The 16,430-nt window shown below is 69.8% G+C and carries 18 protein-coding genes; 11 read left to right on the forward strand and 7 right to left on the reverse strand.

Going from position 1 to position 16,430, the window contains the following annotated elements; translation table 11 throughout:
* Window positions 1–90: 90 nt before the first annotated feature.
* Window positions 91–1,116 (forward strand): ATP-dependent 6-phosphofructokinase, encoded by a 1,026-nt coding sequence (locus ACFYMM_RS34380; RefSeq protein ID WP_388394018.1) that lies wholly within the window; start codon window positions 91–93, stop codon window positions 1,114–1,116.
* 49 nt (window positions 1,117–1,165) lie between these two features.
* Here ACFYMM_RS34380 and ACFYMM_RS34385 read toward each other — a convergent pair whose 3' ends face one another.
* The 3 genes from ACFYMM_RS34385 to ACFYMM_RS34395 all read right to left on the reverse strand — a co-directional run bounded on the left by ACFYMM_RS34385 (window position 1,166) and on the right by ACFYMM_RS34395 (window position 4,269).
* The gene (locus ACFYMM_RS34385; RefSeq protein WP_388394021.1) at window positions 1,166–1,852 is read right to left on the reverse strand and encodes a helix-turn-helix domain-containing protein; all 687 of its coding nucleotides are present in this window, start codon (window positions 1,850–1,852) and stop codon (window positions 1,166–1,168) included.
* A 111-nt stretch (window positions 1,853–1,963) separates the two neighbouring features.
* Complete coding sequence (locus ACFYMM_RS34390; protein WP_388394107.1) at window positions 1,964–2,584, reverse strand: response regulator; 621 nt, start codon at window positions 2,582–2,584, stop codon at window positions 1,964–1,966.
* Between the two features lie 68 nt (window positions 2,585–2,652).
* Window positions 2,653–4,269: an ATP-binding protein gene (locus tag ACFYMM_RS34395; RefSeq protein ID WP_388394024.1), complete on the reverse strand. Its 1,617-nt coding sequence runs from the start codon at window positions 4,267–4,269 to the stop codon at window positions 2,653–2,655.
* Between the two features lie 152 nt (window positions 4,270–4,421).
* On the opposite strand from ACFYMM_RS34395, the gene ACFYMM_RS34400 reads away from it, so the two are divergent.
* The 7 genes from ACFYMM_RS34400 (at window position 4,422) to ACFYMM_RS34430 (ending at window position 9,901) form a co-directional block, all read left to right on the forward strand.
* A complete protein-coding gene (locus ACFYMM_RS34400; RefSeq protein WP_388394027.1) occupies window positions 4,422–5,822 on the forward strand; it encodes a cation:dicarboxylate symporter family transporter in 1,401 nt (466 codons plus the stop codon).
* A 275-nt stretch (window positions 5,823–6,097) separates the two neighbouring features.
* Window positions 6,098–6,862, forward strand: coding sequence for a DUF2127 domain-containing protein (locus tag ACFYMM_RS34405; protein ID WP_388394030.1), 765 nt, complete (start codon window positions 6,098–6,100; stop codon window positions 6,860–6,862).
* A 120-nt stretch (window positions 6,863–6,982) separates the two neighbouring features.
* Window positions 6,983–7,312, forward strand: coding sequence for a hypothetical protein (locus ACFYMM_RS34410; RefSeq protein WP_388394033.1), 330 nt, complete (start codon window positions 6,983–6,985; stop codon window positions 7,310–7,312).
* Window positions 7,313–7,357: 45 nt separating this feature from the next.
* Complete coding sequence (locus tag ACFYMM_RS34415; RefSeq protein WP_388394035.1) at window positions 7,358–7,666, forward strand: pore-forming ESAT-6 family protein; 309 nt, start codon at window positions 7,358–7,360, stop codon at window positions 7,664–7,666.
* A gap of 33 nt (window positions 7,667–7,699) precedes the next feature.
* Window positions 7,700–8,077 (forward strand): DUF6507 family protein, encoded by a 378-nt coding sequence (locus ACFYMM_RS34420; RefSeq protein WP_388394038.1) that lies wholly within the window; start codon window positions 7,700–7,702, stop codon window positions 8,075–8,077.
* A 2-nt stretch (window positions 8,078–8,079) separates the two neighbouring features.
* The gene (locus ACFYMM_RS34425) at window positions 8,080–8,949 is read left to right on the forward strand and encodes a hypothetical protein (protein WP_388394041.1); all 870 of its coding nucleotides are present in this window, start codon (window positions 8,080–8,082) and stop codon (window positions 8,947–8,949) included.
* Window positions 8,885–9,901 (forward strand): hypothetical protein, encoded by a 1,017-nt coding sequence (locus ACFYMM_RS34430; RefSeq protein WP_388394044.1) that lies wholly within the window; start codon window positions 8,885–8,887, stop codon window positions 9,899–9,901. Before ACFYMM_RS34425 ends, ACFYMM_RS34430 begins: the two co-directional genes overlap by 65 nt.
* Window positions 9,902–10,046: 145 nt before the next feature.
* Here the strand turns inward: ACFYMM_RS34430 and ACFYMM_RS34435 are convergent, their stop codons facing one another.
* Entirely contained in the window at window positions 10,047–10,805 is a 759-nt protein-coding gene (locus ACFYMM_RS34435; RefSeq protein ID WP_388394047.1) for a GntR family transcriptional regulator, read from the reverse strand.
* A gap of 130 nt (window positions 10,806–10,935) precedes the next feature.
* Here ACFYMM_RS34435 and ACFYMM_RS34440 point away from each other — a divergent pair, with 130 nt between their 5' ends.
* Entirely contained in the window at window positions 10,936–11,202 is a 267-nt protein-coding gene (locus ACFYMM_RS34440) for a hypothetical protein (RefSeq protein WP_388394050.1), read from the forward strand.
* Window positions 11,203–11,765: 563 nt separating this feature from the next.
* On the opposite strand, the gene ACFYMM_RS34445 is transcribed toward ACFYMM_RS34440, so the two are convergent.
* The 3 genes from ACFYMM_RS34445 to ACFYMM_RS34455 form a co-directional block, all read right to left on the reverse strand.
* On the reverse strand, window positions 11,766–12,608 hold the full coding sequence (locus ACFYMM_RS34445) for an IS5 family transposase (RefSeq protein ID WP_388394053.1): 843 nt from the start codon (window positions 12,606–12,608) through the stop codon (window positions 11,766–11,768).
* Between the two features lie 372 nt (window positions 12,609–12,980).
* The gene (locus tag ACFYMM_RS34450; RefSeq protein WP_388394056.1) at window positions 12,981–13,601 is read right to left on the reverse strand and encodes a DedA family protein; all 621 of its coding nucleotides are present in this window, start codon (window positions 13,599–13,601) and stop codon (window positions 12,981–12,983) included.
* Entirely contained in the window at window positions 13,602–14,339 is a 738-nt protein-coding gene (locus ACFYMM_RS34455; RefSeq protein WP_388394059.1) for a class I SAM-dependent methyltransferase, read from the reverse strand.
* A 132-nt stretch (window positions 14,340–14,471) separates the two neighbouring features.
* On the opposite strand from ACFYMM_RS34455, the gene ACFYMM_RS34460 reads away from it, so the two are divergent.
* Complete coding sequence (locus ACFYMM_RS34460) at window positions 14,472–15,635, forward strand: sensor histidine kinase (RefSeq protein WP_388394061.1); 1,164 nt, start codon at window positions 14,472–14,474, stop codon at window positions 15,633–15,635.
* A complete protein-coding gene (locus ACFYMM_RS34465; RefSeq protein ID WP_388394064.1) occupies window positions 15,632–16,282 on the forward strand; it encodes a response regulator in 651 nt (216 codons plus the stop codon). Before ACFYMM_RS34460 ends, ACFYMM_RS34465 begins: the two co-directional genes overlap by 4 nt.
* Window positions 16,283–16,430: the final 148 nt, after the last annotated feature.

Below are 16,430 nucleotides of genomic sequence, written 5' to 3' on the forward strand. Positions count from 1 at the left end.
CCGCGTCAGAGGGGAGCGGCACCGTGTCAGGGGACGTGAAACAATCGGACTGGCTCACCGGTACCCACAGCGAGCAGGAGACACAGCACGATGCGCATCGGAGTTCTCACCGCAGGCGGCGACTGCCCCGGCCTGAACGCAGTGATCCGGTCGGTCGTGCACCGGGCGGTCGCCCAGTACGGCGACGAGGTCATCGGTTTCGAGGACGGCTACCGGGGTCTGCTCGACCGCCACTACCGCACCCTAGACCTGGACGCGGTCAGCGGCATCCTGGCCCGTGGCGGCACCATCCTCGGCTCCTCCCGACTGGAGCGCGACCGGCTGCGCGAGGCCTGCTCGCGGGCCACCGACATGGTCGAGGAGTTCGGCATCGACGCCCTGATCCCGATCGGAGGCGAGGGCACCCTGACGGCGGCCCGCATGCTGTCCGACGCGGGTCTGCCGGTCGTCGGTGTCCCCAAGACCATCGACAACGACATCTCCTCCACCGACCGCACCTTCGGTTTCGACACCGCCGTCGGTGTCGCCACCGAGGCGATGGACCGCCTCAAGACGACCGCCGAGTCCCACCAGCGGGTGATGGTCGTCGAGGTCATGGGCCGCCATGCCGGCTGGATCGCCCTGGAGTCCGGCATGGCCGGCGGCGCCCACGGGATCTGCCTGCCCGAGCGGCCCTTCGACCCGGCCGACGTGGTCAAGATGGTCGAGGAGCGCTTCGCCCGGGGCAAGAAGTTCGCGGTGATCTGCGTGGCCGAGGGCGCCCACCCGGCCGAGGGCAGCATGGACTACCGCAAGGGCGAGATCGACCAGTTCGGCCACGAGCGCTTCCAGGGCATCGGCACGGCGCTGGCGTACGAGCTGGAGCGCCGCCTGGGCAAGGAGGCCAAGCCGGTCATCCTCGGGCACGTCCAGCGCGGTGGCGTCCCGACCGCGTACGACCGCGTCCTCGCCACCCGCTTCGGCTGGCACGCGGTGGAGGCCGCGCACCGGGGCGAGTTCGGCCGGATGACCGCCCTGCGCGGCACCGACGTGGTGATGGTGCCGCTCGCGGACGCGGTGACCGAACTGAAGACGGTACCGAAGGACCGGATGGACGAGACGGAGTCGGTCTTCTGACCCGCGCTTCCCGTACCTCCCACCCTTCCCGCTCTCCCCGTTCGCTCCGCTAGGCCGCCTCCCCGGCCTTCTCCCAGAAGTACCGCACGATCCGGTCGAGGAAGTCACGGCCGGAGTCGCTGGCACCGCTGCCGCCACCGCCCCAGCTGAGGGTGGCGGCCATGTGCCCCTGGTAGTCCCGGTGCAGCCCCCTCAGCACCTCCTCCAGGACGCTCCGGTCCACCGGGGCCACCTTCATCACCGGCCGTACATAGGCCTGCCAGCGGGTGGTCACCGCGCTGTGCAGCAGTTCGGCCAGCCTCGCCTCGCGGCCCGTGACGGCGACGAAGTCGGGCAGGGCCAGTTCCAGCACCCGGGCGAGCGCTGCCGACTGGCGTTCGTTGCCCCGCCATTGCCCGGTCTCCTCCGTGCGCAGGTACCCGCGCAGGTCCATGCCGACGGCGTGGGCGACGTCCTCGGGCGCGACGGCCCGGGCGATCCGGTGTTCGCGCAGGGTCCGGGGCCGGGCGAGGAGTTCGCCCGGCGAGCACCACAGCACACCCGCCAGCGCGGTCACCTCGGGGCCGGCGGGGGCGGCGATCCCGCGTTCCCAGGCGATCACCAGGTCCGGGGTGACGTACCGCAGCCCGTACGAGGTCCGCATGCCGTGGGCGACGTGCTCGGGGCCCATGCCGAGCGCGGCGCGCAGCCTGCGGACGGCGGGGGCGTTGAACGGGGGAGCTGGGGTCGGGCGCACCCGGCACAAGCTAGGGGCGCGTCCCTTCGGCGGCTACGGGCGGTTCGGACAGGATCACGGACCGTGCGAACGTGCGAACCTACGGTTCTGGTCGGGTCGTGGTGCGGGTGCTCACCGGCCCTGCGGAACCCATCGGTATACCAGTTCCGGCCTTCCCACCTGCCCGTACACCGGCTTTCTTTCGGCTCTGCCCGCCTCGACCAGGTGCTCCAGATAGCGGCGGGCCGTGATCCGGGAGATCCCCACCGTCTCCGCGACCCCCGCCGCGGTGAACCCCTCCGGTGCCTCCCGGAGCACGGCCGTCACCCGCTCCAGCGTCGGCGCGCTCAGCCCCTTGGGGAGCGCCGCGGGCGACGGCGCGCGCAGGGAGGCCAGAGCCCGGTCCACCTCGTCCTGGCCGCTCGCCTCGCCCGCCGCCGCGTGGAACTCGGCGTACCGCACCAGCCGGTCCCGCAGCGTTGCGAAGGTGAACGGCTTCAGCACGTACTGCACGACCCCCAGCGACACCCCCTCCCGGACCACGGTCAGATCGCGCGCCGACGTCACCGCTATCACGTCCGCGTGGTAGCCGGCCGCCCGCAGCGACCGCGCGAACTGCAACCCGTGCACATCCGGCAGATGCAGATCCAGCAGCAGCAGATCCACCGGCGTACGGTCCAGCAGGCGCCGGGCCTCCGCACCGGTGTGCGCCTTGCCCACCGCGACGAACCCCGGCACCCGGCCCACGTACATCACATGCGCGTCCGCGGCGACCGGATCGTCCTCCACCACCAGCACCCGAATGGGGTCCTCGGCCGGTCTCACGTCCCGGCGCCCTTCAGCGGCAGCCGCACCTCGAAGGCCGCCCCGCCGCCGGACGCGTCCGACACGGACAGCGTCCCGTCCTGCCGGGTCACCGCCTGCCGTACGAGCGCCAGACCCAGCCCCCGCCCGCCCGGCCCCGCCGGCTTGGTGGAGAACCCCCGCTCGAACACCTGCTCCGCCTGCGCCGGATCCACCCCCGGGCCGGTGTCCGAGACCCGCAGGACCACCTCGGAGGCATCCGCGTCCGCATACGCCGTCACCGTCACCCGTGCCCTCACACTTCCCTGTGCCGCGTCCACCGCGTTGTCGATCAGGTTGCCGAGAATGGTCACCAGATCCCGTGCGGACAAGCTCTGCGGCAGCACGCCGTCATCCAGTCGGCTGTCGTCGGAGACCACCAGCTCCACACCCCGCTCGTTCGCCTGGGCCGTCTTGCCCAGCAGCAGGGCGGCGAGGACCGGCTCGCTCACCGCCGCCACCACCTGGTCGGTGAGCGCCTGGGCCAGTTCCAGTTCCGCCGTCGCGAAGTCCACCGCCTCCTCCGCACGGTCCAGCTCGATCAGCGAGACGACCGTGTGCAGGCGGTTCGCCGCCTCGTGCGCCTGAGAACGCAGCGCCTGGGTGAAGCCCCGCTCGGAGTCCAGCTCGCCCATCAGCGACTGCAGCTCGGTCACATCGCGGAGCGTGACGACCGTGCCCCGGCGCTCGCCCCCCGACACCGGTGAGGTGTTCACCACCAGCACCCGGGACGCCGTCAGATGCACCTCGTCCATCCGTGGCCCGGAGGCCAGCAGCGCCCCCGTCAGCGGCGCCGGCAGGCCCAGCTCCGCCACCGAACGCCCCACCACGTCGACCTCCGCGCCCACCCCGAGCAGCTCCCGGCCGCCGTCGTTGATCAGCGCCACCCGGTACTGCCCGTCGAGCATCAGCAGCCCCTCACGTACCGCGTGCAACGCTGCCTGGTGGTAGTCGTGCATCCGGCTCAGCTCGCCCGCGTTCATCCCATGGGTGTGCCGGCGCAGCCGGGCGTTGACGACGTACGTGCCGATGGCGCCCAGGGCCAGGGCGCCCGCGGCCACCCCGAGCAGCGCCGTGACCTGGTCGGCGACCCGTTTGCTGATCGCCTCGACCCGGATGCCGGCACTGACCAGTCCGATGACGCGCTTGCCGTCCCACACCGGGGTGACGGCGCGGACGGAGGCGCCGAGCGTGCCGGTGTACGTCTCGGTGAAGGTACCGCCGCGCTGGGCCACGGCGATGTGGCCGAGGAAGGGCTTGCCGATCTGCGACCGGACCGGGTGGGTCCAGCGGATGCCCTGCGGGTCCATGATCGTGATGAAGTCGACGCCGGTGTCCCGCTGGACCCGCAGCGTGTACGACTCCAGGCGGGCCGTCGGGTTCGCCGTGAGGATCGCCGCCCGCACGGAGGGCGCGTCCGCCACCGAGCGGGCCACAGCGGTGGCCTGGCTGGCCGCCGCGTCCTTGGCCTGGCCGCGGTCGTTGACGTAGGTGAACAGCGCGTAACCGGCCACGACCACCGCTATCAGCACGGCCTGCATGGCGAAGAGCTGGCCGGCCAGGCTGCGGGGCCTCGGGATGGCTGGAACACGCATGTCGTCAGTCTGCCTCCGGGTCAAGCGTGAACTAAATGAACGGAAGGGTGACCGCCCTCACAGGGCGGGAGATAGTCACGGCATTCCCCTATAACGCCCGGACGTGAGCCGCACGCCGGTGTTCGCCGACGAAGACGTCAAGGAGGGCAGCCGTGGCCGCCAGCACCCCCGATACGGCACCTGCCGCACCCGCCGCGAAGCGGGACCGCACCCATTACCTGTACATCGCCGTGATCGTCGCGGTGGGACTCGGCATCGCGGTCGGACTGATCTGGCCGGACGCCGCGGTCCAGCTCAAGCCGCTGGGCACCGGCTTTGTGAACCTGATCAAGATGATGATCTCGCCAATCATCTTCTGCACGATCGTGCTCGGGATCGGCTCCGTCCGCAAGGCCGCCAAGGTCGGCGCCGTCGGCGGCATAGCCCTCGGCTACTTCCTGGTGATGTCGCTGGTCGCGCTGGCCATCGGCCTCGTCGTCGGCAACGTGCTGCACCCGGGTGACGGGCTGCACCTGACCGCCGCGCTCAAGCAGACCGGCCACGCCCAGGTCTCCAGCGACGCGCTGCCGCCCGTCGACTTCGTGCTGTCGATCATCCCGCTGAGCTTCGTGTCCGCCTTCACCCAGGGCCAGGTCCTCCAGACCCTGCTGGTCGCCCTGCTCGCCGGGTTCGCGCTGCAGGGCATGGGATCGGCCGGGCAGCCGGTGCTGCGCGGCATCGAGCACATCCAGCGGCTCGTCTTCCGCATCCTGTCCATGGTGATGTGGGCCGCCCCCGTCGGTGCCTTCGGCGCCATCGCCGCGGTGGTCGGCTCGGCCGGCCTGGACGCCCTCAAGAGCCTCGCCGTGCTGATGCTCGGCTTCTACGTGACCTGCGTGCTCTTCGTCTTCGTCGTCCTCGGCGCCGTTCTCCGGGTGGTCACCGGTCTGAACATCTTCTCCCTGCTCAAGTACCTGGGCCGCGAGTTCCTGCTGATCCTGTCGACCTCCTCCTCCGAGTCCGCGCTGCCCCGGCTGATCGCGAAGATGGAGCACCTGGGCGTCAGCAAGCCGGTCGTCGGCATCACCGTCCCGACCGGCTACTCGTTCAACCTCGACGGCACCATGATCTACATGACCATGGCGTCGCTGTACATCGCGGACGCCCTCGGCACGCCGATGTCGGTCGGTGAGCAGATCCCCCTGCTGCTCTTCCTGCTCCTCGCCTCCAAGGGCGCGGCGGGCGTCAGCGGCGCCGGCCTCGCGACCCTGGCCGGTGGCCTGCAGTCGCACAAGCCCGCGCTGGTCGACGGCGTCGGCCTGATCGTCGGCATCGACCGCTTCATGAGCGAGGCCCGCGCCCTGACCAACTTCGCGGGCAACGCCGTCGCCACCGTCCTGATCGGCACCTGGACCAAGGAGATCGACCGGGACCGCGTCCACCGGGTCCTCGCCGGTGAGCTGCCCTTCGACGAGACCACCCTGCTGGACGAGGGCCACGCCCCAGCTCCCGCCCCGGCGGCCGAGCTGCCCGAGCCCAGCGAGGGCGACGAGAAGCAGCTCGCGAAGGCCTGACCGCCGTACCGCTCTTCCGCCGTACGACGTCCCCCGCACCCCGGGCGCCCGGCCCTGCCTGAACCTGGGCCGGGCGCCCGGCCCACCGCTCCGGGCGGCTGAGACTCCCCCCGTAAGCTCAGCCGCCCGGGTCCTCATCGCCCGGGCTCATCCACTAACGTGCCGTCACCGGACAACCGGAGCGGCACGTTCGTACGTCCGTATGGTTCGGGAGTACGCGAGTTCGTGAAGGTGTGCGTGCGTGAGTGCGCGAGTGACGTGTGGAGGCACGGGGGATGAAGATCGACTGGGACCGGCGGACCTGCGCCCGCAAGGGGCACGTGACCTACGCGCCGGACGACCCCCGACTGCGGGTACGGCTGCACGCCGTGACCGCGCTGGGCGACGTCTGGCGCTGTCTGCGCTGCGGCGACTTCGTGCTCGGCGAACCGCACGGCTCGGGGGCGGCCGACGACGCGCCGCTGGTGCCGCGCGGCAAGGTGCTGCGCGACCTGTTCATCCTCCGCTTCCTGGCGATCGAGCGGGCCGTGCGCGGGGTGTTCATCGTGCTGGTCGCGGTGGCGGTGTGGAAGTTCAGCAATAGCCAGGACGCGGTGCGGCGGCTGTTCAACGAGAACATGGACGTCTTCCGACCGGTGTTCCGGCACTTCCACTACGACCTCGACCACTCGCCGGTGGTCGGCTCGATCCAGAAGGCGTTCGGCTACAAGCACTCCACGCTGCTGCTGGTGGCGGTGCTGCTGCTGGCGTACGCGCTGATCGAGCTGGTCGAGGCGGTCGGCCTGTGGTACGCCAAGCGGTGGGCGGAGTACCTGACCGTGGTCGCCACCGCCGCCTTCCTGCCGCTGGAGATCTACGAACTCACCGATCACGTCAGCTGGCTGAAGATCGCCACCCTGGTCCTCAACATCCTCGCGGTCCTCTACATCGCCGTCGCCAAGCGGCTGTTCGGCCTGCGGGGTGGCCGCAGGGCGTTCGAGGAGGAGCGGCACAGCGCGTCCCTGCTGGAGGTGGAGGAGTCGGCGGGGGTGGCTGTTTGAAGCTTGGCCGTCGACCGTCCGGATCCCGCCATACGACCCCCCATCACGTTGCGTATGCAACCAGGGATGGGAGACTATGTTCGATGTGATGCGACACAAGTGACGCACGGGGGTGGGCAGATGAAGTTCGACATGGGTGCGACGACCCTGTCGGATCTGGGGAAGAGCACGACCGGCTCGGTGGACGACCTGGGCACGCTGATCAAGTGGCTGATTCGGGCGGCGGAGCCGTTGGAGGGGAAGTTCAACGGCGAGGGCAAGGCGGCGTTCGACGCGTTCAAGGCGCACGCCGACCAGATCACCAGCGATCTGAACGGTTCGCTCGGCGCGATTCTGGGTGGCCAGTCCGGGATGGACACCGCCTTCTCCAGCGGCGATCAGGAACAGTCCGAGAACGCGCACAGGACGATGAGCGCCGCCAACTTCGAAGCGGCCCGCTTCCGCGGCTGAGCTACGAGCTTTCGCGGCTGAACCACGAGGGGGATGTGAGCAGCAATGGGCAACCTGGACCGTCGTTCCTACGACACCGGCGCCTCCGCCGACGTACAGACCAGTCTGCAGGGTGTCATCGGACAGCTGGAGCGGGTGCTCGGCGACCGTGACCGCGCGGTGAAGGCCGCGATGGCCGACTACCAGGCCGACGGTGTCTCGGACGAGTACCACGGCAAGGAGGTCCGCTGGCACCGGGCGGCCAACGAGGTCCGCGACATCATCCGGCTCGTGCGCACGACGCTGGAGCAGAACGACGGCACCGCCCAGTCGACCCTCGCCAAGGCGAAGGCGGCCGTCGACAACATCGGCTGACACGCCGACGGTGTGGGAACGAGGGGGAATCCCGTGACGGGGTGGGACATCGAACCGGCAGGCGTGCACAGCGTGCTGTCCAAGACCCGTACGGCGGCGAAGGACATGTCGGACGCGGGCAGCGCGATGCAGGGCAACCTGCGGGAAGCGGCGTCCGCGGCGGGGACGCTGACCGATCAGTACGGCCCGTACACCAGCACGGCCGGGCTGGTCGGTTCGGCGCTCGCGAAGTTCCTGGAGCACTGGACCCGGGATCTTCTCTACATCGCCAAACGGACGTCGAGTTCCCTGAACGGAGCGGAGCAGGCCACCTACCACTACGTGACCGGCTCCCTGGAGCAGGCGGCGAACGCGCAGCGAGCGGCGGCCAGGGAACCGAGGGTGGATCTGCCCGGCAACAAGGACCGTTAGCAGTGGCCGACGAGGCGAAGCTGATCGATCCGTCGGGGATTCCGCATTTCGTCGGTGATCTGTCGACGCTGGACACGGATGTGATGCTGCTGACGGCGGACGCGGCCCAGTTCCGCGCCGCCGGCTCGGACGTGCACACGGACTTCCAGGGTCTGTCCGCGTTCTATCGGGCGCCGGAGGCGGAGCAGTTGTTCGCCTCGACGCTCCCGGTGAAGGAGAAGTCGGACGCGTTCGCGGGCGATCTGGAGAAGGTGGCCTCGGTGCTGTCGGACTACGGCGCGGAGGTCCAGCCCCTGGTGGCGAGGCTGGAGGCGCTCAGGTCGGATGCGACCGCGTTCGTGAACTCGCTGGCGGGGGACGGGCACTGGCGCCGGGACCAGGACAAGGTCGAGCACAACAACGACCTGTGGCACGACGTGAACCACACGGTCGCCGCGTTCCGGACGGCCGAGCGCACGGCGTACGACCGGGTCATGGCGCTGATCGGCGGGACGCAGCTGAGGGCGGACGACGGTTCGCACGGCACGAACACGTACGGCTGCACGGCCGAGGCCCTGGATCAGGCGAAGGAGACGCCGTGGGGTGCGCCGGTGGAGCGGGAGTACGAGGGCTGGGCGTGGCTGGCGCATCAGGGCAAGCAGGTGTGGGACGGCGTCTGGCAGGACGGTGTCCTCGGCACCGTTCATGGTGTGGGCACGATGGTCGGCTGGGACGGCTGGCACGCGGCGGGTGAGGCGTGGAAGAACCTGGCGAAGGTGTCGACGGCCTCCGCGCTGACCAGTGCCACGATGGGCGCCAGGACATGCTGTGATTACGACGGACCCGATCGGCGAGTGGACTTGGGAGATCACCCCCGAAGGCCGCAGCGTTGAGCCCTCGCGAGCCATCCAAATTGCCGCAGCGATCTGGAACGTCCTGGCCGGGGTCGGCATCGCAGCCCCTGTTGCCGAGGTCAGTGTCACCGTGCGTTCTATGGGGGACATGCGTGACATCCGATTCGAGGCGACCGGGATCCCCCTGGAAGAGGATCCGCTTGCGCCCCATACCGCGCTGGCCCGTGCGGCATCTCATACTGATGCCCTCCAGGGTGACTTCGTTGTCGCTGTCCGCATGCGCTGCCCTGGAGTGTGGTCGGTCCCGGGAACCCGGCATCGTGCCGAGCAACTCTTCACCATTCAGGCCGATGTCTGGAAGCGCAGTCTCGTGGCGGTGACGTTGGAGACCTACTCCGACGTATGGCTGACGATGGACACGCGCGGTCGTGAGCAGATCGCCACGTACGACGAGAACGCCCCCCGGCTGGCGCTGGCCTTGAAAGAGATTTCCGAGCTGTTCGGCTGCGCTCCCACTCCCGGTGATGAGAACCGCTACGCGACCCCAACCGAAACCGGCTTCGAGGACCTCAGGATTGAGGGGCCCGCGTACGTCGATGCATGGGGCACCTTCGAGGTCCCTGCCCGGTCACGACGGCTCCGGTCTTTGCTGCCGCCTTCCGAGGAGGAGTACCCGGAGACCACCGAGCATCCCGTGCACTATTACACCGTGCGGGACCAGGGACAGATTCTGGGCTACGTGTGGGCTGCGCAGGCGGACAATGCAGCCGGATTCGAGCCTCGGACTGCAGCGGGCAAACGGGCGTTTGAGGCAGGACGGGCCTGGCTGCTTCGGTTGCGAGAGGCTCATCGCCTGGGTCTGCAGGCGCCGGATGTCCTCACCTGGCTTGCCCAGCAGGCCGCCCCGCACGTCATCGGCCACATCGCAGAGGACGAGCCCCAAGCGTGCCCGAACCTCGACTCACTGGAAGATCTCTCGGGCCGCTGGTGACGATCGCCCTCCATACGGAGTAACGACGTTCGCGCCGGATTCCTGACCTGTTGACCAGCAGGTCAGGAACCTCGTCTCCGCAGTGCCGAACACGCTGCACACGGGGGTCGGTCGCCGGTCATAGGCGGCCCAGGTGAAGGCGCGGCTAAGGCCGCTCCACCCCGAACTCGTAGGCCACTTCCCACCGGATGTGCGGCACGACGATGTCCGCGGTCTCCACGGGTCGGCCGTCGGTGTCGTAATACGTCCGCTCGATCTCGAGCAGCAGGTCGCCCACGCTGATGCCCAGTAGGTTCGCCTGGGCCTGGGTGGCGCGCGCGGGGCGGGGTACCTCGACCGCGGTGGCGATCTCCACGCCGATCGACTGCATACGCTCGACGACACCCATTCCCGCGAGGGGCCCCATTTCCGGCAGCACGATCGGTGTTCCATCCGTGACAGCCATGGGCTCCCACGAGGTGGAGAGTTGGACGGGTCGGCCGTCGGCCAGGAATTCGTACCGGGTGGTCACGCACAGATCGCCGGGGTTGATGGCGAGCCGTTCGGCGATGGCCTCGGGTGCGGGTACGCGGGCCTGACTGTGTGACTCCCAAGTGCCCGTTCTGCCGTGGTCTTTCATGTCCGCCCGGAAGGGCGAGGCGCCCCGGCGCTCACCGTGCCGGGAGCGGACCATCCGCGTCCGCTCGCGTGGCTTGCGGACGTACGTTCCCGATCCTGCGCGTCCTTCCAGGATCCCTTCGATGATCAGCCGGTCCATGGCGCGCTGCGTGACGTTGCGCCCGACGCCGTACTCCTCGGCGAGCCGAGCCCCGGAAGGCAGGCGAGCGCCAACCTCCCACTCTCCCGCCAGGATTCGGGCGCGCAGGGACTCGGCTACTTGCAGATACGGCGCCTCGCGAGGCATGGGCGGCTCTCCGGTTCCTCTGCCGTGGGGCGGCGGGTGATTCCAATGACGTTGACAAGCTACTGCATTAGGTAGAAGCTTCTTAAGAAGCATTACTCAGCGCACTCACTTCTGTACGGAGGGCTTCTTCGTGTGCTCTGCGAAGACGCGAGCTGTCGCCCTGGCCGCCAGGTTCACCGCGCTGACCGGTCAAGTGGCGCACGTCGAAGAACTCGCCGACCGCATTCGCGTCATCGTCGCACTCCCCGCGCAGCTCAATGACATACGGCGCTGTTCCCTGCTCGTGGCTCTCGCCGAGGCGGATCGGTACGGCCATGACGTGACGTCGTGCGGTGCCACCGTCTGGGCCGAGGTCGGCGGCGGGGACAGCGCTGAAGCCGCAACACCTGATCTGTAGAACGGAGTTGTTCTTATGCTTGATGTGATCTCTCGCCGACTCGACCACATCCGAGTCTTCTTCGCCCCGCGCGGGAGGCATCGGCCTGAAACGGCAGCCGACAGCGCAACGCAAGACTGGCTCGCGGGTCCGAGGGCGCCGAGAGTCCCCTGTTCCGGGCCGCCACCTCACCGCCTCACCGTCGGTGTTCGCCCCTGGTGCGAGCCCATCGACGGCTCCACCACCCCTCTCGTCCGCCCCTATCTCACGGCACACGAGCGCGAGGAGAAGGCCCGCCTCCAGCGCCTGCGGCGCGACGCCCTGTGGCTGGCCGCGTACGGCGTCGACCTCGACACCCGCGACATCCACGCTTTCCTGGGAGCGGCGTCATGAGCGGCCGGCCCGTCCTCGTACGGCTCCTGCCCTGGACCGGTTCGCACGGCCAGTCCTCTCTCCTGCTCGCGGACGGCGTCAGCGGCTTCGTGTCCCGGCTGGCGGACCGGATTGAGGAAACGCAACTCGGTCTCGCAGGAAGGCTGCTTGGTCGGACTTGGGACTTAGAGGCCGCGCAGATAGGTGGCCGGTCATGGGCGGCGTCGGGGACGTGTGTCCCAGCGGTGGGTGGTCCAAGCTCGGCGGAGCAGATTACGTACGGTGATGACCGTGTCGGCAAGGTCAAAGAACGCTTCGATGACGCTGGTGCGGCGCTCGTAGCAGCGGGCGAGGCGGTGGAAGGAGTTCTGCCAGGCGTGGGTGCGCTCGACGTGCCACCGCCGGGTTGCCTGGACGGGCGCTTTGGTCCCCTTGCGTGCGATCTGACCTTGCAGATTCCGCTCATTGAGTACGGAGCGGGACGTGACCGAGTCGTAGCCGGCGTCGAGGTGGACGGTTACCTGGTCAGGAAGTGGACCAAGTCCGTTTAAGAGATCCAGAGTTGGTGCCAGAAGTGGCGAGTCGTGACGGTTGGCGCCTGCCAGGACGCGACCGAGCGGGATGCCGTAGCCGTCGGTCATACCCGACCGTTTCATACCTTGTTTACCCCGGTCGACGGGTGAGCGTCCGGCCGCTTCGCCGCCGCCGGGGGCCTTGGTGATGGCACCGTCCACGGAAATCTGGTCAAGGACGAGGCCAACGACACGGTCGTAGGCGTCGAGCGCAATCTGCTTCAGTCGGGAGAAGACTCCCAGGCTGATCCACTCGTCGCGGCGGTTGCGAATAGTGGTGGCCGAGCAGGTCGCGTCGGCGATCGCTTCGTAGGAGCAGCCAAATCGCAGGGTTTGCAGCAGCTTGTCGAATACGATCCGCTCGCTGATCCGGCGTCGATGACAGCCCAACGGGTGGGCTGGATCGAACGTCGGCCGCTTGGGCAGCAGGGCGGCGAATTGCTCCCACAGCGGTTCGGTCAGCCATGACGGCAGCACAGGCACAGGTTTCTCCACGAACTGTCTCGTAAATGATCTCAGGTGTTGTGATCAGCACACCGGCCGGCGGCTCTTGTGCACCCGTGCACCGGGGGCTCTGTCGAAGGCCCTGAAGGCGTACTGGATGAGACGGTGCCGCTCAAGATCAGTCCGCGCGGCCCCCGCCCGTCGCGGCGTGGACGCGGCAGGGTTGGCGTGCGGAGTACCGATTCCGGCTGCTCCGTGAGCCTGACGGCGCGGAAGATCGGGGCGCGAGGAGTGCGGCGCTGTACCGGAAGCCTCGGATGGATGTGCCGAGATGGTGCGGCCCTGTGATCTGTGTGGCGTTGGAGGTACCGGCTGTCGGTCAGTCACGTCCGCACCGGGCGGGGCTGACTGTCAGCTGGCGTCCTGCGGTTGCGGGAACCGTCGGCGCTTCTTCATCCACAGGGCCGCGCCCCCGGCCGTGATCACGCCGGCGATGGCAAGGGCGGGCCCGCCGAGGGTGATGATTCGCTGGAGGGACGCGGCGGCACCGTAGCCGGCGCCGGCTTCGGCGGTGGCCCACAGGCAGGCGGCGGTTGCGCTGTAGGGGGCGATGCGGCGGTAGGACAGGCTGGTGGCGCCCGCGAAGTGGGGGGCGAGGGTGCGTACGACGGGAATGAAGCGGGCCAGCAGGATGGCTCGGCCGCCGTGGCGGGCGGTCAGGGCCTCAGCGCGGTGCCAGAGGGGGGCGGGGATGCGGCGGGCCGCGCGGCCGGTGCGGAGCCGCTGACCGAGAAGGCGGCCGGTGCGGTGGGCGAGGAGGTCTCCGGCGATGACGGCGCCGGCCGCGGTGGCGATGACGAGAGGGAGGCTGATGTGGCCGGCGCGGGCCAGCGCGCCGGCGGTCAGCAGCAGGGTGAGGGTCGGGACGAAGGCGCCGACCAGGAGGATCGACTCGGCCAGCACGGCCAGGGCCAGCACCCCGTAGGCGGCCGGCGCCGGGAGGTGGGCGAGGAGGTCGGTCAGGACGTGCATCTACTGACTCACCTGGTCCGGGCGGTGCTGCTGGCCGTCGGCGGAGGGCTGGGAAGGCACCAGGGGGCGGCGCAGGTGCCAGACGTGGGCGGGGGGCAGGTTGGCCCAGACCGTCCAGCGGCCGGTGGCGTAGGCGCGCTGGTAGGTCGTCATGACCTCGTCCACCGCGGCGTGGCGGCGTGCTTCGGCCCGGGAGGCGGTCAGGGCGCGTGCCCTGCGGGTGCCGACGTAGGCGAAGTAGGTGAGTGTGCCGCCAGGATGCAGCAGGTCCATGTAGCGGGCCATGATCCGCTCGACCTGGGCGGGGGTGAAGTTGGTGAGGGGCAGGCCGGAGACGATGACGTCGTAGCGCTGGTCGGTGTCGAACTGCTCGACGAAAGTCTCGTGCACGCTCACCCGTCCGGACGCGTGGACCAGGTCCGGGTCTGCGGCGATAAGGCGGCGCAGCTGGGCTGCGAAGCGGGGGTTGGCCTCCACGATGTCCAGGCGGCTGCCGCCGGTCAGGTGGGGTATCAGGGCCCTGGTGATGGGGCCGGTGCCGGCGCCGGCTTCCAGGACGGCCAGCGGATGGGACGCCTGGGCCCGCACGGGGTCGGTCAGGGCGCGGGCCAGGGCCTTACTGCTGGGGGCGATCGCGCCGGTGGTGCGCAGATCACGGGCTGCTTCGATCAGAAACATCCAGCCGTCGGCTTCGCGCTGCGCCAGGACACGTTGGTGGGAGGTGGTCCAGTCATCCATGCATACGACGCTAGGAATCGCCGCCCGACAGCGGATCCGCCGTTGTTCGACGGCTTCCCCCGACGAAAGTAGGGGGTGGGCGTCGCCGGTCGTCGAGGGGCGGCAGGCGGGTGCCTGCCTAGGATTCTGACGGTGAACAGCAGCAAGATCCAGGCGAGGGCGGCCGCCGTCGGGCGCGGCGCGACCGTGACGTTCTTCGCCGGCGTCACCGCAGTGAACGGCGCGCAGTTGGTCAGCGAGGGCCGGTATGGGGTTCCCATCGGTGCCTCGGCCGTGGCGTGCGCGGTGGTGCTGCTCGTGCCGCGGCTGCGCTGGCCCCTCGCGCCCGTCGTGGTCGCCGCGGTCACCGCGTGGTGGGGGTGGCTCGGCACACTGCTGCTGACGGTTGTCCTGTACGACCTGGCCGCGGCCCGCCGGACGAAGGCGGCGGTCCTGTGCGTCGCCGCGGTGCTGGGCGCCAACCTCCTCGGCTATCCGCCGACCCGGCTGTGGCACCACCAGGACTACGTCACCGCGCTGTTCCTGTGGGCCTTCGCGTATGTGGTCGGCATGTGGATCGGCAGCCGTCGGCGTCTGGTGCGGGCGCTGGCCGCCGATGTGGAGCACCTGCGCGTCGAGGCGCAGCTGCGCGAGGAGGCCGCGCGCATCGCGGAGCGGTCCCGGATCGCGGCGGAGATGCACGACGTCCTCGCCCACCGCCTCAGCCTGATTGCCCTGCACACGGGCGTGCTGGCCACCCGCGGCGACACCCTGCCCGGACCGGTCGCCGAACGACTGGCTCTACTGCGGGGCGCCTCCACGGAAGCGCTCGCCGACCTGCGGGACGTGCTCGGTGTGCTGCGTGCTCCCGGCACATCACCGAACAGTGCCGATGCTGTGCCCTCGCCGGTTCCCGGAGACGTCCAGCAACTGGTGGACGACGCCCGCGCCGCCTCCCAGCCCATTGCCATGACGGTCCACGGCCGGCCGGAGGACGCGCCCACCACCCACCGCCTGGCGGTGTACCGCATCGTGCAGGAAGCCCTGACCAACGCCCGCAAGCACGCCGACGGCCCCCTGGTGACCATGACGATCGACTACCGGCCGCCGGCCACGCTGGTGGAGGTCACCAACCCCGCCGGTCCCCCCGGACAGGCGGCCGCCGTCAGCTCCGGCTACGGGCTCGTCGGCCTGCGCGAACGCGTCAGCGCCCTCGGCGGCCATCTCACCGCGGGACCGGCCGGCGCGGGCTCCTGGCGCCTGACCGCCCGCATCCCCCACCCGGCCGGCACGGAAGAGAACGGCACTCCCGCATGATCCGCGCAATGATCGTCGACGACGACGCCCTGGTCCGCCTCGGCCTGGCCGACCTCCTCGACAGCGACCCAGAGATCGACCTCGTCGCCCAGGCAGCCGACGGCCTCCAGGCGATCGAACGGGCCAGCGCCCACCGCGTCGATGTCGCCCTGGTCGACGTGCGCATGCCCCGCATGGACGGCATCACCGCCACCGCCCGGCTGAGGGCACTGCCCCACCCGCCGAAGGTCATCACCCTGACCACCTTCGACCTCGACCAGTACGTCTACGACGCCCTTGCCGCCGGAGCCGACGGCTTCCTCCTCAAGGACACCGACCCGGCCGAGATCCTGCGCGCCGTCCACCTGGTCGCGGCAGGCTCCGCCATGCTCCACCCCACAGCAGCCCGCCGACTCATCGACCGCTACCACACCGGCAACCAGCCGAAGGCCACCGCCGCGCGGGCCCGGCTTGAGCGGCTCACCCCCCGGGAGCTGGACGTTCTGGCCCTGCTTGCCCATGGCGAGACCAACGCTGACATCGCCACCCGCCTCACGATGCGGGAAAGCACCGTCAAAGCCCACGTCAGCCGCATCCTCACTGCCCTGGGCGTCACCAACCGCGTCCAGGCCGCCCTCCTGGCCCGCGACGCGGGACTGCCCACCTGATCAAACGGGCAAGTTCTGAAGGACGTTGGGACGAGGACCTCATCAAAGGCGGCGACGGTCTCGCGGTCGCCGAAGCACATGGTGACGACGACCAGAGCCGCGAAGGTCCCGGAACCTTCCTCCTTCGCCCACTTGTTCGCCCAGCCCT

It is taken from the genome of Streptomyces sp. NPDC006739 (assembly GCF_042869815.1).
GTDB lineage: Bacteria > Actinomycetota > Actinomycetes > Streptomycetales > Streptomycetaceae > Streptomyces.